This is a genomic window from Cedecea davisae DSM 4568 (assembly GCF_000412335.2).
GTDB classification, from domain to species: Bacteria; Pseudomonadota; Gammaproteobacteria; order Enterobacterales; family Enterobacteriaceae; genus Cedecea; species Cedecea davisae.
The window spans coordinates 2,679,997-2,693,912 of the sequence record NZ_KE161030.1 but is presented as its reverse complement, the minus strand read 5'-3'; the positions used below and the strand labels follow the sequence as shown (position 1 = coordinate 2,693,912).

General features: G+C 50.9%; 15 protein-coding genes. 9 read left to right on the top strand and 6 right to left on the bottom strand.

Annotated features, from left to right (window positions below):
* Window positions 1-12 precede the first annotated feature (12 nt).
* Both nadS and HMPREF0201_RS12245 read right to left on the bottom strand, forming a co-directional pair.
* Complete coding sequence (nadS, locus tag HMPREF0201_RS12250) at window positions 13-318, bottom strand: NadS family protein (protein ID WP_016536998.1); 306 nt, start codon at window positions 316-318, stop codon at window positions 13-15.
* The gene (locus tag HMPREF0201_RS12245; protein WP_039899341.1) at window positions 319-630 is read right to left on the bottom strand and encodes a type II toxin-antitoxin system RelE/ParE family toxin; all 312 of its coding nucleotides are present in this window, start codon (window positions 628-630) and stop codon (window positions 319-321) included.
* Window positions 631-825: 195 nt separating this feature from the next.
* On the opposite strand from HMPREF0201_RS12245, the gene HMPREF0201_RS12240 reads away from it, so the two are divergent.
* A complete protein-coding gene (locus HMPREF0201_RS12240; protein ID WP_016536996.1) occupies window positions 826-1,077 on the top strand; it encodes a DUF2766 family protein in 252 nt (83 codons plus the stop codon).
* Between the two features lie 38 nt (window positions 1,078-1,115).
* On the opposite strand, the gene HMPREF0201_RS12235 is transcribed toward HMPREF0201_RS12240, so the two are convergent.
* From HMPREF0201_RS12235 to uspC, 3 genes are all read right to left on the bottom strand, one after another.
* Window positions 1,116-2,462: an anaerobic C4-dicarboxylate transporter gene (locus tag HMPREF0201_RS12235; protein ID WP_016536995.1), complete on the bottom strand. Its 1,347-nt coding sequence runs from the start codon at window positions 2,460-2,462 to the stop codon at window positions 1,116-1,118.
* A 190-nt stretch (window positions 2,463-2,652) separates the two neighbouring features.
* Window positions 2,653-3,153: a non-heme ferritin-like protein gene (locus HMPREF0201_RS12230; RefSeq protein WP_039898352.1), complete on the bottom strand. Its 501-nt coding sequence runs from the start codon at window positions 3,151-3,153 to the stop codon at window positions 2,653-2,655.
* 711 nt (window positions 3,154-3,864) lie between these two features.
* Entirely contained in the window at window positions 3,865-4,284 is a 420-nt protein-coding gene (gene uspC / locus HMPREF0201_RS12225; RefSeq protein ID WP_039898351.1) for a universal stress protein UspC, read from the bottom strand.
* A gap of 938 nt (window positions 4,285-5,222) precedes the next feature.
* On the opposite strand from uspC, the gene flhD reads away from it, so the two are divergent.
* The 6 genes from flhD (at window position 5,223) to cheW (ending at window position 10,653) form a co-directional block, all read left to right on the top strand.
* Complete coding sequence (gene flhD / locus HMPREF0201_RS12220; RefSeq protein WP_209420411.1) at window positions 5,223-5,573, top strand: flagellar transcriptional regulator FlhD; 351 nt, start codon at window positions 5,223-5,225, stop codon at window positions 5,571-5,573.
* A 3-nt stretch (window positions 5,574-5,576) separates the two neighbouring features.
* Window positions 5,577-6,155: a flagellar transcriptional regulator FlhC gene (flhC, locus tag HMPREF0201_RS12215; protein WP_016536989.1), complete on the top strand. Its 579-nt coding sequence runs from the start codon at window positions 5,577-5,579 to the stop codon at window positions 6,153-6,155.
* Between the two features lie 126 nt (window positions 6,156-6,281).
* Complete coding sequence (gene motA, locus HMPREF0201_RS12210) at window positions 6,282-7,172, top strand: flagellar motor stator protein MotA (RefSeq protein WP_016536988.1); 891 nt, start codon at window positions 6,282-6,284, stop codon at window positions 7,170-7,172.
* On the top strand, window positions 7,169-8,098 hold the full coding sequence (gene motB, locus HMPREF0201_RS12205; protein ID WP_016536987.1) for a flagellar motor protein MotB: 930 nt from the start codon (window positions 7,169-7,171) through the stop codon (window positions 8,096-8,098). Before motA ends, motB begins: the two co-directional genes overlap by 4 nt.
* Window positions 8,099-8,108: 10 nt before the next feature.
* Window positions 8,109-10,130 carry a chemotaxis protein CheA gene (gene cheA, locus HMPREF0201_RS12200; RefSeq protein ID WP_016536986.1) on the top strand — a complete coding sequence of 674 codons (2,022 nt, stop codon included), beginning with the start codon at window positions 8,109-8,111 and terminating at the stop codon, window positions 10,128-10,130.
* Between the two features lie 28 nt (window positions 10,131-10,158).
* On the top strand, window positions 10,159-10,653 hold the full coding sequence (gene cheW / locus HMPREF0201_RS12195) for a chemotaxis protein CheW (protein WP_016536985.1): 495 nt from the start codon (window positions 10,159-10,161) through the stop codon (window positions 10,651-10,653).
* Between the two features lie 46 nt (window positions 10,654-10,699).
* On the opposite strand, the gene HMPREF0201_RS12190 is transcribed toward cheW, so the two are convergent.
* Window positions 10,700-11,971, bottom strand: coding sequence for a dicarboxylate/amino acid:cation symporter (locus HMPREF0201_RS12190; RefSeq protein ID WP_016536984.1), 1,272 nt, complete (start codon window positions 11,969-11,971; stop codon window positions 10,700-10,702).
* A gap of 660 nt (window positions 11,972-12,631) precedes the next feature.
* Between HMPREF0201_RS12190 and HMPREF0201_RS12185 the strand changes: the two genes are divergently transcribed.
* Window positions 12,632-13,162 (top strand): Csu type fimbrial protein, encoded by a 531-nt coding sequence (locus HMPREF0201_RS12185; protein WP_016536982.1) that lies wholly within the window; start codon window positions 12,632-12,634, stop codon window positions 13,160-13,162.
* A 14-nt stretch (window positions 13,163-13,176) separates the two neighbouring features.
* Window positions 13,177-13,899, top strand: a complete 723-nt coding sequence (locus HMPREF0201_RS12180; protein ID WP_039898350.1) for a fimbrial biogenesis chaperone — start codon at window positions 13,177-13,179, stop codon at window positions 13,897-13,899.
* Window positions 13,900-13,916 lie beyond the last annotated feature (17 nt).

Sequence of the window (13,916 nt, the reverse complement as noted above, 5' to 3'; positions counted from 1 at the left end):
CTGCCGGGGTATTCAGGCCCCGGCGTCCGGTGGGGCAAGTGCCGGGATGACATGAAGCGGATCGTTCTGAATTGCCCGCAGCAGCGCGCGGGCAGGGCCGGTAGGTTCACGGCGGCCCTGCTCCCAGTTTTTTAACGTATCGACACTAACGGCGATAAGCGCGGCAAATTTTGCCTGTGAAAGCCCGGTTGCCTGGCGAATAGTCTTCACCTGTATGGCGGTGACCAGCGTGGTGCGGCCTGCTTCACGCGTCCCCTCTATTATTTCGTTCATTTCCGCCATGCTGGCGGTCAGACGTTCAAAAAGCTGCTTATCCATTTACCACCTCTCATTAAGTTTGCGCAACAGCTGCTTCTCGGCCTCGCTCAGGTCGGTTTTTATCCCTTTTTGATAAATCAGCAGCAATCTGATGACATAAAAGGCTGACTTATGAAAATAGATAACCCGCACACCGCCGCGTTTTCCTTTGCCTTTGGAGGGCCAGCGAATTTTACGCAACCCACCGCTATCAGGGATTACGTCTCCGCTGTTAGGGTTGAAGGCCAGGTACGCCTGAAACTGGGCAAACTCCTGGTCCGTGAGTAAAGTCGCGACATCATGGGTAAAGATGGGGTTTTCTATAAAGAGCATATTATCCGCCATTGGCGTATGGCCAGGTCAGGTTATCAAACTGAGGGTGTAAGTCAATGGCTTAGTTAAATATCATACAGTTTTATTTTTTTCTTACTTTGATGCGGGTTTTCCGAGGCGCTTTCCAGCAATGTTCTGTTGCCTCGTCAGGAGGGGCGCGGGTAGACTGTCGCGCAATTAAAACAGGAGATTAAAATGGCCGAACAACTTTCCGCTGACCAGGAACTGGTTTCTGATGTCGTGGCTTGCCAGCTGGTAATTAAACAAATTCTTGATGTGATTGACGTGATTGCTCCGGTTGAAGTGCGCGAAAAAATGGCGGAGCAGCTGAAAACTATCGACTTTACCACCCACCCGGCGGCGGTAGATCCGGTAACTCGCCGTGCGATTCAAAAAGCGATTGCCCTGATCGAACTGAAGTTTACTCAGCAAAAAGACGCTCATTAAACACTGCACCCTCCCTTCCGGGAGGGCGTATTTCCTGCTTATAAAAATGTCTGCACCAGCAGATAGCTGGCAACGCACGAACTAATCACGCCGATAAGCCCCGGCAGAATAAAGCTGTGGTTAAGAATAAATTTCCCAATTCGCGTAGTGCCGGAGCGGTCAAATCCGATGCAGGCCAGGTCGCTTGGGTAGGTCGGCAAGATAAAGTAGCCGTAGGAGGCGGGGAAAAAAGCAATCAGCATTTTAGGCTCGACGCCGAGCATTAGTCCCATCGGCGCCACCGCTGTTAAGGCTGCGGCCTGGCTGTTTACCAGCTTCGAAACCAGAAACAGCACGATAGCGTAAGTCCACGGATGGCTCTGCACGACGCCTTCCAGCGCCTGCTTGAGTTCGCCCAGATGGGCCTGGAAAAAAGTGTCGCTCATCCACGCCACGCCGAACACCGAGAAGATGGCAACCATCCCCGCCTTGAATACCGCGCCGTTAGATATTGCGCTGAAGTTCACCTTGCAGGTGACGAGCATCACCGCCCCGGCGATCAACATCATCATCTGGATCACGAGATTCATCGACAGCGCCTTCATCACGCCTTTTACCGCAAACGAAGGGCGCAGCTCTGGAAAGGCACCGAGTAACACGACGGCGAGAATCGCGAGAAAGAAGATCCACGTTGACCACCATGCCTGCTTCGGGAAGGTCTGGTTCATTAATGTGTCGGTACTGCCGAAGATGAATTCGCGCTGCTTAGGATCCCGAAGTTTTGCCTGAAATTCCTCGTCGTCTTCCAGTGCTTTGCCGCGACGAAGGCTCCAGAGCGCGGCAATCAGTACGCCAAACAGCGAGGCAGGTACGGAGATGGATAGGATCTCAAGAATTCCCCAGGCGTGTGGAATAACGCCGTGTCCTGCCGCCAGTATAGAAACCAGAGAAACGACCGCTACCGAGACCGGTGAGGCGGTAATAGCCATCTGAGAGGCAACGGAAGCGACCGCCATTGGCCGCTCCGGACGGATGCCTTTTTTCAGCGCAATATCGGCAATAATCGGGAACATGGTATAAACCACATGCCCCGTGCCGCATAAAAAGGTCAGCATCCACGTGGTAAAAGGGGCCAGCAGCGTGATGTGCTGCGGATGCCGCCGCAGCAGGCGTTCGGCAAACTGCATCATGACGTTCAGCCCGCCTGCGGTTTGTAGCGTGGCGGCACAGCCGATGACCGCAAGGATCGTAAGCATGACGTCTACCGGCGGTTTGCCCGGTTCCAGCCCGAAAATAAAGGTCAGAATAAACAGGCCGATACCGCTAATCAGGCCCAGCCCCATCCCGCCAAAACGGGTACCGGCCAGCAAACATAAAATAATGACAATAAATTCGATGGTTATCATAAGTGCCTCTGAAAGTGATGATTAACAGAAGCATTACAAAATGTAAGGTTATATTTTGTGGAATAGATCTTATTTGTTAAATGATAATAAAAACATCTGCTTATTAACTATTTATTAACATTCTGGCATGGAGGGGAGGGAATCAACACCCCGGGCTGAGCCGGGGCCAACAACAAAGGCTAAGCGAGTTTCAGTGGCAGCGGTCTATTAGTTCGAGCAGCTTTCGGTCCGCCTGATTCATGCACAATCCGGCGCTTTTGGCCTCCTTCAGCTGTTCAAGAATGGCCAACAATATCTTCCCATCCCGATCCTGCTCTTTGCTTAGCGACACCAAAAAACTCTCCACCTTTCCGGCATTGGCGGCCCGGGCTTCTTCTTTCAGCCCGGACAGCGTGTCATGCCGAAGGTAGTAATCATCCAGCGTTTGCTGGAACAACTCTTCCAGGTTCAGGCATTCGCACTTTGGCGGCGGCATAGTCCCTACGCTCGGCATTCCGCCTGACTGCTTCATAAAGTTGAAAACCCGCATCATGTGGGTCACGTTGTTTTGAGCCTGGCTACGCAAAAAATTGGCGCTGCCGGTCAGGCTGTGTTGAGTGCACCAGGCGCTCAGGTGCAGGCAGAGGTGTGAGGAGTAAAATTCCCGGTTTATTTGGGCATTAAGTCTCTGGATCAGGCTGGCAGCAGGCATATTAACATCCTTATTCATGGAACATGTTACGGGCAATTAAGTAAACATACTCTGCAATTAATAGCGGGAAAAGTCTTAAAAAGAATTATTTGTTTTTTATTTTAAAGCAAATGAATTCATTCCTGCGCAGGCATGAGGTGCTCATGTAACTCATTGTTATTGATGTATAATATATTCTATATGTCATTGTTTTATTTATTTTTTTTTTGAAAGTTGAGGAGGTGTGTGGATGAGAGTTTTAAATTTATTGTGTTTATACAGTTTTATTGCATGAGTAACTTTAGCCACACTTAAATAGATCGGGTTGCACGTCATTTTTTGCACAGAATCCCCCGCTGTCGATATTTTAAAAAATTGCGTTCGGCCAATAAATAGCAAAAGCTTGATCTGGTCATTTCCTGTTCGGTGTGCTTTCAGGGGACCAACATCCGCTGGCCCGGCTAATGAATAGGTTCCGACCGACTATCGTAAATCCTTATGACCGGGCGAGGGTCGTTGGGGGCCCTGTTGGGGACCGGAGTGGATGATTTTATGGGCAAAAATATATCGGTTATTTTAAAGCCGCGCGGGCGGAAGAAAATAAAGATGGAATCAGGGTAAAAAGTTGCTCTTTCATAAACTGACGAAATTAGTCTCTATGGAATAACCTGGAATATAGAGAACAACATTGCCGGGAAGCGGAAGCTTCTCCGCTTCCTGTTGTGGCAGTGGCTAAAGCGGGACCAGCAGAACGTCTACCGCGCTGGCGGCGACTACGGCTTTGGCCGAGCACATGATTTTAGAGAAAAAACTCTGGTTATGATTGCCGCAAATGACCAAATCAACATCCTGCCTTTCGCAGATGTTGAGGATATGTTCGCTTAGTTCCCCACTGGAAATAATTATATTTTCAATAGGATATTGTGCTTTTTCTCTTATCTCATCGAGAAAAAGGCGCGTCTCCTCCAGCATCAACTCTCGCAGGTTTTCCATCATCGGAGCGGCAAGCTGGTTATACAGTTCCGGATCTGAGGCGAGGGTGACCAGAGTAATTCGCCCGTTGACGGGTTTAACGATGGAGACGGCCTTCTGCACCAGCAGGTGGCTTTCAGGCGTGACGGCAACAGCAACCAGTACGTGGCTATAGCTCATAATCTCACCCCACATTTAGCGTGAATTGTTAACATTTTCTTACACCAGATGTTGCTCAGGCGCAACGGCAATCACCATACGAATTGTGAAGCTAATCATAGAAATTGTTCAGTTATTCTTATGAAACGAATTTGCAACATTACTGAGTAGTCGATCTGTGAAAATTTACCATCAGTCTCGCGGATTAATTTGCGAACCTGGATCGGGCGATAAGTTTCGATAACTGCCCCTTTTGAAATCCCTGCACTCGGATAAACTTCAGTTATAATTTAGGTTAAGTCTATGAATATAAGCAGATTACCCCTAACTGCATTCGCAAAATGTGATCGCTTATGCATTCCTAAGCAACGGTATCGTATAAAAAGCTACGGTAACTCATGCAGTTGTGAGTTTTTGGTATAACTATTCACTCCTGGCCGTGAGGAAAATTCTTGATCTGGCTAATAATTATGCAAATGAAAAGCGATTCTGATGCTTCTCACCTCTTTGGGTGATGTATTTATGTGATCCGCGTCACATAAATTCCAAAATCGCAGGTGGCTGCATTGTATGTGCAAGGGGCTACGAGTAGAGTTTGCCCGAATTAGGAAAAATCTTAGTTTTTTGTAATAAAATGATGAACGACAACATACGTTCGGGCTTTGTCAGGGAAAGGGCTTCTACCGCAGAGTGCGGGGAGTTTAGTCAGAGCGTAAGATTTATCCGTGCATTTTGGCCGTAACGATTGTTTTAATTCTACCGGGGCAACCCGGCGACATCGCGGGGTGCGGTAACAACCCCCTAATAGTTCAGAAAACAGGTATGAGTGCGACAGGTTCGCTCCGGTTTCTTGCAGCCGTAAGTTTCTGGAGAATTTTCTGTGTTTGACACTGTACTGTCATCCGAAATATTTAGGCTAGGCCGCATACAATAATAGTTGGTTATTCGGGATGGAAAAAATGCATACTTCCGAGTTGCTAAAACATATTTACGACATTAATTTGTCGTACTTATTGCTTGCACAGCGTCTTATTAGTCAGGACAAAGCTTCAGCAATGTTTCGATTAGGAATCGCTGAAGATATGGCAAATACTCTGGGCGAATTAACGCTGCCACAGATGGTTAAATTGGCGGAAACTAACCAATTAGTGTGTCAGTTCCGTTTTAACGATCACCAAACGATTACTCGCTTAACGCAAGACTCCCGTGTGGATGATTTACAGCAAATTCATACCGGTATTTTGTTATCTACCCGTTTACTGAATGAGGTGTCGACGCCTGCCGAGGCACCTAAGAAAAAAAGGGCATAACAAATGAGCGAGAAAAGTATTGTCCAGGAAGCTCGCGACATTCAGCTTGCAATGGAGCTGATAACACTCGGTGCACGACTGCAAATGCTGGAAAGCGAAACGCAGTTGAGCCGGGGTCGCCTGATCAAACTCTACAAAGAACTCCGTGGAAGTCCTCCTCCAAAAGGGATGCTGCCTTTCTCTACCGATTGGTTTATGACCTGGGAGCAAAATATTCATGCTTCCATGTTCTGTAATGCCTGGCAGTTTTTACTTCGAAGTGGGCTATGTACCGGCGTTGATGCGGTTATCAAAGCCTATCGCCTGTATCTTGAACAATGTCCTTCCCAGCCGGAAGGTCCTCTGCTGGCGCTAACCCGCGCCTGGACGCTGGTGCGTTTTGTTGAGAGCGGCATGCTCCAGCTCAGCCAGTGCAACTGCTGTAATGGCAATTTTATCACTCACGCGCATCAGCCGGTGGGCAGCTTTGCCTGCAGTCTGTGCCAACCGCCATCACGAGCGGTAAAAAGACGTAAACTTTCCCAGAACACTGCCGATATTATTCCACAACTGCTGGATGACCAGGTGGAACAGGCTGTTTAACAGATTCTGTGTTTGAGCATTCCAGCAGCGGTGAGTGATTGCCGCTGCTTTTTTTATGCCCGCACATAACGCTGCTTCTGCCTTCCTGGGCATCCTCGCTACACTCAACGGCGTAAGGATGATCTCGTGCTGATTTTAATAGGTTACCTGGTTGTTATAGGGACAGTGTTCGGCGGTTATATGTTAACCGGCGGCCACCTTGGCGCACTTTATCAACCAGCTGAGTTTATCATCATTGGTGGGGCGGGTATTGGGGCGTTCATTGTAGGGAATAACGGTAAAGCGATTAAGGGCACCTTAAAAGCGCTTCCGCTGCTCTTCAGACGTTCAAAATATACCAAAAGCATGTATATGGATTTGATGGCATTGCTTTATCGGCTGATGGCTAAGTCTCGTCAGCAGGGTATGTTTTCACTTGAAAGAGACATCGAAAATCCCAAAGAAAGTGAAATCTTTGCCAGCTACCCGCGTATTTTAGCGGACACTATGATGCTTGATTTCATTGTTGATTATCTGCGTCTTATCATTAGCGGAAATATGAATACCTTCGAAATTGAAGCGTTGATGGATGAAGAAATCGAGACTCATGAAAGCGAGTCGGAAATACCTGCCAATAGCCTTGCGCTAATGGGGGATTCATTACCGGCATTCGGTATCGTTGCCGCAGTAATGGGCGTAGTACACGCTTTGGCTTCTGCCGACAGACCCGCTGCGGAGCTGGGCGCGTTAATTGCGCACGCAATGGTAGGGACCTTCCTGGGTATTTTACTGGCCTACGGTTTTATTTCCCCGCTGGCGAGCGTGCTGCGCCAAAAAAGCGCTGAAACCACCAAGATGATGCAGTGTGTAAAAGTTACATTATTGTCCAGTCTCAACGGGTACGCGCCGCCTATCGCCGTCGAATTTGGCCGTAAAACGCTCTACTCAAGCGAGCGTCCGTCGTTCATTGAGCTTGAAGAGCACGTCCGGGCCGTACGCTCTCCAAACGGACAGCGCGCGACGGAAGAAGAAGTATGAAAAACCAGGCTCACCCCATCGTTGTTGTAAAACGCCGCAAGCACAAGGGCCACGGTGGGGCGGCCCATGGCTCATGGAAAATTGCCTATGCGGACTTTATGACCGCGATGATGGCCTTCTTCCTGGTGATGTGGCTGATTTCTATCTCCAGCCCGAAAGAGCTGGCGCAAATTGCCGACTATTTCCGTACTCCGCTGGCGCAGGCGATTACCGGCGGCCAGCGTATCGCTGACAGCGACAGCCCGATCCCCGGCGGCGGTGATGATGTCACCCAGCAGCAGGGCGAAGTTAAAAAACAGCCCAACATCGAAGAATTGCGCAAGCGTATGGAAGCCAACCGCCTGAAGCGGATTAAAGGCGACCTGGATCAGCTAATTGAGTCCGATCCGAAACTGCGTGCGCTGCGTCCGCATTTGCAGATAGATCTGGTGCAGGAAGGTCTGCGCATCCAGATTATCGACAGCCAGAACCGCCCGATGTTTAAAAACGGGAGCGCGGAAGTTGAGCCGTATATGCGCGATATTCTGCGCAAAATTGCTCCGGTGCTGAACGGTATTCCTAACAAAATCAGCCTGTCCGGCCATACAGATGACCTGCCTTACGCCAACGGCGAGCGCGGGTACAGCAACTGGGAGCTTTCCGCCGACCGCGCTAACGCCTCCCGCCGCGAGCTGGTTGCCGGTGGGCTGGACGATGGAAAAGTTCTGCGTGTGATCGGTATGTCCTCGCAGATGAGCCTCTCCAAACGTGGGGGCGGTGACGCCATTAACCGTCGCATCAGTCTGCTGGTGCTTAATAAACAGACCGAAGACGCCATCATGCACGAGAACTCGGAGAGCGATAACCAGCCGGTTAGCGTTCTGCAACAGGTTCCTGTAACGGCTCCGGTGAATAATACAATTGCGCCACAACCGGCTACGAGGTGATAGCGTGAGCATGGATATCAGTGATTTTTACCAGACATTTTTTGACGAAGCCGACGAGCTATTGGCCGACATGGAGCAGCATCTTCTGGATCTGGTGCCCGAAGCGCCGGACTCCGAACAGCTAAACGCCATTTTCCGCGCGGCCCACTCCATTAAGGGCGGGGCAGGGACTTTTGGCTTCTCCGTGTTGCAGGAGACCACTCACCTGATGGAAAACCTGCTGGACGAGGCGCGGCGCGGTGAGATGCAGCTTAACACCGATATCATCAACCTGTTTTTGGAAACCAAGGATATTATGCAGGAACAGTTGGACGCTTATAAAAACTCTGAAGAGCCGGACGCAGCAAGCTTCGACTACATCTGTAAGGCGCTGCGCCAGCTGGCTCTTGAGGCCAAAGGTGAAGCCCCAACGGCACCGGCGAAACTGTCAGTGGTTGAAACCGAGCAGGCCGCTCCGGCTTCGACGGATAATGGCGGCAGACTGCGCGTAGTTATCGACGGGCTGAAAGAGGCCGAACTCGATCTGATGCTCGAAGAGCTGGGCAATCTTGGCACCGTGAGCGACGTAGTGAAAGATGCCGCATCCGTAACCGCCACGCTTGAAACCAGCGTTAGCGAAGACGACATCACCGCTGTGCTCTGCTTTGTGATTGAACCAGAGCAGATTAGCTTTGTTCCGGTAACCGCCGCTGCCAGCGCTCCGGCCGTGGCCGAAACAACCGCCGTGGTGGCTCCCGAAGCTCCGGCTCAAACAGCCGTTGCCGTGCAAAAAGCCGGATTACCCGAGCCGCTGACTCCGGCAACCGGCCGCGTAGAACGTGATAAGCCTGCAGCCCGCGTCTCTGAATCAACCAGCATCCGCGTAGCGGTAGAAAAAGTTGACCAGTTGATTAACCTGGTCGGCGAACTGGTCATTACCCAGTCGATGCTGGCCCAGCGCTCCAACGAGCTGGACCCGGTGAATCACGGCGACCTGATTACCAGCATGGGGCAGCTACAGCGCAACGCCCGCGACCTGCAAGAGTCCGTAATGTCCATCCGCATGATGCCGATGGAATACGTGTTCAGCCGCTTCCCGCGCCTGGTGCGGGACCTTGCCGGTAAACTGAATAAGCAGGTAGAGCTGACGCTGATGGGCAGCTCCACCGAACTGGATAAAAGCCTGATCGAACGCATTATCGATCCGCTAACGCACCTGGTGCGTAACAGCCTGGACCACGGCATCGAGTCGCCGGAAAAACGTCTTGCTGCCGGGAAATCTGAGGTCGGCAACCTGATCCTCTCTGCGGAGCATCAGGGCGGCAATATCTGCATCGAAGTGACCGATGACGGAGCAGGGCTGAACCGCGAGCGTATTCTGGCTAAAGCTCTGTCTCAGGGGATGCCGGTTAGCGAGAGCATGAGCGATGATGAAGTCGGCATGCTTATTTTCGCGCCTGGCTTCTCCACCGCCGAGCAGGTCACCGACGTTTCCGGGCGCGGCGTGGGCATGGACGTAGTGAAGCGTAATATCCAGGAAATGGGCGGCCATGTTGAAATCCAGTCTAAGGCTGGGGCAGGCACCACCATTCGCATTCTGCTGCCGTTGACGCTCGCTATCCTCGACGGGATGTCGGTCAAAGTCAGCAACGAAGTCTTTATTCTGCCGCTGAACGCGGTAATGGAATCTCTGCAACCGCAGGAAGAAGACCTGCATCCGCTGGCGGGCGGCGAACGCGTGCTGGAAGTGCGCGGTGAATACCTGCCGCTGGTAGAGTTGTGGAAAGTCTTCGACGTTCAGGGAGCCAAAACCGAGGCGACTCAGGGGATTGTGGTTATTTTGCAAAGCGCCGGTCGTCGCTATGCGCTGCTGGTCGATCAGCTGATTGGTCAGCATCAGGTTGTGGTTAAAAACCTTGAAAGCAATTACCGCAAAGTGCCGGGCATTTCTGCTGCCACCATTTTGGGTGACGGCAGCGTGGCGCTGATCGTCGATGTCTCTGCGCTGCAGGGTCTGAACCGTGAACAACGTCTGGCGCTAACCGTCGCCTGATTAACTGCTTAAGAAAATAGGTACGCAAATGACTGCACTAACAAATGTGACAAAACTGACCGGGGAAAACGTGGGACAGGAATTTCTGGTGTTCACCCTCGGCGACGAAGAGTACGGTATTGATATCCTGAAAGTGCAGGAAATTCGCGGTTACGATCAGGTAACGCGTATCGCGAACACTCCGGCCTTTATCAAGGGTGTGACCAACCTGCGCGGCGTTATCGTGCCGATTATTGACCTGCGCCTGAAGTTCGAACAAGACGGCGTGGAATATAACGATAATACCGTGGTTATCGTTCTCAACCTTGAGAAACGCGTTGTGGGTATCGTGGTTGACGGCGTGTCAGACGTATTGTCTCTGACCGCCGACCAGATTCGCCCTGCGCCGGAGTTTGCGGTGACGCTGTCAACAGAATACCTCACGGGCCTGGGTGCTCTGGGCGAGCGTATGCTGATTCTGGTAAATATCGAGAAGCTGCTGAACAGCGAAGAGATGGAACTGCTTGATTCTGCTGTGGCTTAATCGGGTGGGAGAGTAAAAAGGGGCTACCGTGAGGTAGCCCCTTTTTTTAGGCCTGGATTTCTTTGCCGGGAGCGGTACTTACCGTTCCTTCTTCCAGCATGCCTTCGTTTTTCGACAGCATCGCCGTCGCCACGCCGTTACCCAGAACGTTAATAGCCGAGCGGCCCATGTCCAGGAAGTGGTCGATGCCCATCAGCAGCAGAATACCCGCGACCGGGATATTGAAGCTTGGGATGGTTGCGGCCAGTACCACCAGCGCGGAGCGAGGCACCCCGGCAATCCCTTTAGAGGCCAGCATCAGCGTCAGCATCAGCACGGCAATTTCAGAGAATGACAGGTGAACGTTATAAGCCTGGGCAATAAACATCGAAGCGAACGAGCAGTACACCATCGAACCCACGAGGTTGAAGGAGTAGCCGATAGGCAGCACGAACGAGGCGATGTTGCGCGAGCAGCCGAAGCGGGTGAGCTGGTCGAGCGTTTTCGGATAAGCGGCTTCGGAACTGCTGGTGGTGAAGGCAACCAGCACCGGATCTTTCAGCATCGCCAGCAGGCGGAACACATCGCGCTTCAGCACCATGTAGCCCACGCTAATCAGCACAATGCAGGTCAGCACAATCGCCACGTAGTAACCGCCGATAAATGACGCGTAGTTCAGCAGAATACCGAGACCCTGAGTTGCAATCACCGAAGAGATGGCCGCGAAGATAGCCAGCGGCGCGACGTACATCACGTAGCCGGTCACTTTGAGCATGATGTGAGAGACCACATCCAGGGCGCTGACCAGCGGCGCGTTGAACTTCTCGCCCAGAGATGCCCCTGCAATACCGAAGAACATAGAAAACACGACGATTTGCAGGATCTCGTTATCGGACATTGCGCCGGCGATGCTGGTCGGAATAGTGTGCGAGATAAACGCTTTCAGCGTCATGCCGCTCACCGCCAGGCCGGTTTGTACCGCTTCTGCCGGAACCTGCAAATTCATACCTGCGCCAGGATGTGCAAGGGTGACGATAAACAGGCCGACCAGAATCGACAAGATTGAAGAGGAGACAAACCACACCATCGCCTTCCCGCCGACGCGGCCAATGGTGGAGGTTTCGCCAAGCTTCATGATACCGACCGTCAGGGTGCTGAAGACCAATGGCGCAATCACCATCTTGATCAATCGCAGGAAGATGTCGGTAAACAGCGTGATGTTATCGGCGTAGCTTTTGATGATGTCGGCACCGGCGTATTCGTGGATAGCCGCTCCGCAGAAGATCCCCGCTATCATGAACAGAATAATGAATAGCGTGAGTTTGTTTGAACTTGCCACTGACTTAGTAACCCAGTAGTTGACTGTAGTTGAATTGTGTTTTTTTGTAACTTACTGACCCTTATATAATTATTGTGAATGGGTCATAAGTGCGCGGAGCATAACTTGAATCAAAGCGCGCCGATATACAACTCTTTTTTATAAATTCTGTAAATTGTTAATTAAGCAGCACTTAATCATTCCATGTGAATAAGATCACAAAATTGCGGATATATTCTTTTCAGTTTGCATTAAAGTGAATGGGTGTGTGTCTAATTCTTTGTTTTTAATGAAGATAACTCGTCAATACACTGTTTTACTGAATTTGACTGCGCGGTCTGGTTATTTCGCGATCTCTAAACTAAATTTCAACTAAGTGATGGCGTAACGTACTGATTTTTTTCTTACCAGTTCGTCTATGAATGTCGCGAACATAAGCCGTTGTGCCTGGTTGTAAAATGTACAATCAGGTGAAGAGAGTCCCAATATTATTGGGGCAGGGAGAGATAACGGTATTTGATGGAAAATGTATGCGACTTCAGGACGAATTATATTAACCATAAGTTAATGGAGTCAGCTGCCGGTATTAAAGTGCAATACCGGCTGGCGTTAAATCGTCCCGTGCCGCTTCGCTGCGTATCCACGAAGCATGATTGAGTCATTTTGAATAAGGGTAAGGATATGAATTCAGCCACAGCTGCACGCTTAATTCTTTCTTGTACTGCGTTTGCGATTATTCCATCGGCTAATGCGGCGGTGGCAAACGGCACGTTCCAGGTACTGATTACTATTCAGAAGTCCTGCGCGGTTACCGCCGGTAGTGGCTCGAATATTAACTTAGGGACGGTAAATGCCAGTGCAGTAAACACCTCGCAAAGCAATACTTTTACCGTTAACTGTTCAAAGACAACCCCTTATTTTATCGGTCTGGCCCCTTCGGCGGCAAACGGAGGAACGACCACCGGTTCAGGTGCAATGTCATCCGTGGCTAACTCGGCCACCAACACCGATAAAGTCCCTTATCAACTGAACCAGACATCCGCTACCGGGCCCGTTTGGGGGAATACCGCCACCACTACCGTCGTCGGTAACGGCGTAGCGGGTACGGGGTCGGGAGCCGCGCAAACTTATACCGTCTATGCGACGGCGGCGAGCGCTAACTTTACGCCAGACAGCTATGCGGACACGGTCACCGTCAACGTTAACTACTGATTTCAGGACAGCGGATGAAATTGAAATTTGGTGGACGACGTTGCGCCTGCGTATGCCTGATGCTGGGGCTGGCCGCTGGAGGGAATGCGTTAGCCGGAGGGCTGCAAATCTCCCCGGTTAATCTGATGCTGCATGCCACGCAAAACGCAGATGGCATTTGGCTCAGCAATGAAGGTGACGCGCCGCTTAACGCGCAGGTACGCGTATTTAGCTGGCAGCAGAGCAGTTATGCCGACAAACTTTCGGCTTCTCAGGGGCTGGTCATCAGCCCGCCTATCGTGACGCTGCCTGCCGGGCAGCGTCAGCTTATTCGGGTGATTCGCACGGGTCCTGCAACTAATCAAGTTGAGCAGGCTTATCGCTTGTTTATCGATGAACTTCCACCGCCAAAGCTTCAGCGAAATAAAATTCAGTTTGTGATGCGCTATTCCGTTCCGGTGTTTTTGCAGCCCGCCGGGCAGGCGGAAGCCTCGGCAAAGTTAAACTGGAAATTAATCAATATAGATGGCAAAGCGTTTGTTGAAGTGAGTAATCAGGGAAACAGCCACGCTCAGCTGTCGGCAATGACGTTTATTCAACCTAATGGCGTACGAAAAGTTATTACTTCTGGTCTGCTGGGTTATGTCCTTCCAGATTCGAGTATGCGGTGGATAATATCATCGTCTGCTAATGATGCTTACCATAGCGGGAAAGTTGAAGTCACTATCAATGGTCAACAAACAGAACAAAATTTATGACTGGCCATATTCTCTGG

What these genes read in the sequence shown, in the direction of transcription:
- nadS (WP_016536998.1), bottom strand. Translation starts at nt 318, where the DNA reads ATGGATAAGCAGCTTTTTGAACGTCTGACCGCCAGCATGGCGGAAATG.
- HMPREF0201_RS12245 (WP_039899341.1), bottom strand. Translation starts at nt 630, where the DNA reads ATGCTCTTTATAGAAAACCCCATCTTTACCCATGATGTCGCGACTTTA.
- HMPREF0201_RS12240 (WP_016536996.1), top strand. Translation starts at nt 826, where the DNA reads ATGGCCGAACAACTTTCCGCTGACCAGGAACTGGTTTCTGATGTCGTG.
- HMPREF0201_RS12235 (WP_016536995.1), bottom strand. Translation starts at nt 2,462, where the DNA reads ATGATAACCATCGAATTTATTGTCATTATTTTATGTTTGCTGGCCGGT.
- HMPREF0201_RS12230 (WP_039898352.1), bottom strand. Translation starts at nt 3,153, where the DNA reads ATGCCTGCTGCCAGCCTGATCCAGAGACTTAATGCCCAAATAAACCGG.
- uspC (WP_039898351.1), bottom strand. Translation starts at nt 4,284, where the DNA reads ATGAGCTATAGCCACGTACTGGTTGCTGTTGCCGTCACGCCTGAAAGC.
- flhD (WP_209420411.1), top strand. Translation starts at nt 5,223, where the DNA reads ATGCATACTTCCGAGTTGCTAAAACATATTTACGACATTAATTTGTCG.
- flhC (WP_016536989.1), top strand. Translation starts at nt 5,577, where the DNA reads ATGAGCGAGAAAAGTATTGTCCAGGAAGCTCGCGACATTCAGCTTGCA.
- motB (WP_016536987.1), top strand. Translation starts at nt 7,169, where the DNA reads ATGAAAAACCAGGCTCACCCCATCGTTGTTGTAAAACGCCGCAAGCAC.
- cheA (WP_016536986.1), top strand. Translation starts at nt 8,109, where the DNA reads ATGGATATCAGTGATTTTTACCAGACATTTTTTGACGAAGCCGACGAG.
- cheW (WP_016536985.1), top strand. Translation starts at nt 10,159, where the DNA reads ATGACTGCACTAACAAATGTGACAAAACTGACCGGGGAAAACGTGGGA.
- HMPREF0201_RS12185 (WP_016536982.1), top strand. Translation starts at nt 12,632, where the DNA reads ATGAATTCAGCCACAGCTGCACGCTTAATTCTTTCTTGTACTGCGTTT.
- HMPREF0201_RS12180 (WP_039898350.1), top strand. Translation starts at nt 13,177, where the DNA reads ATGAAATTGAAATTTGGTGGACGACGTTGCGCCTGCGTATGCCTGATG.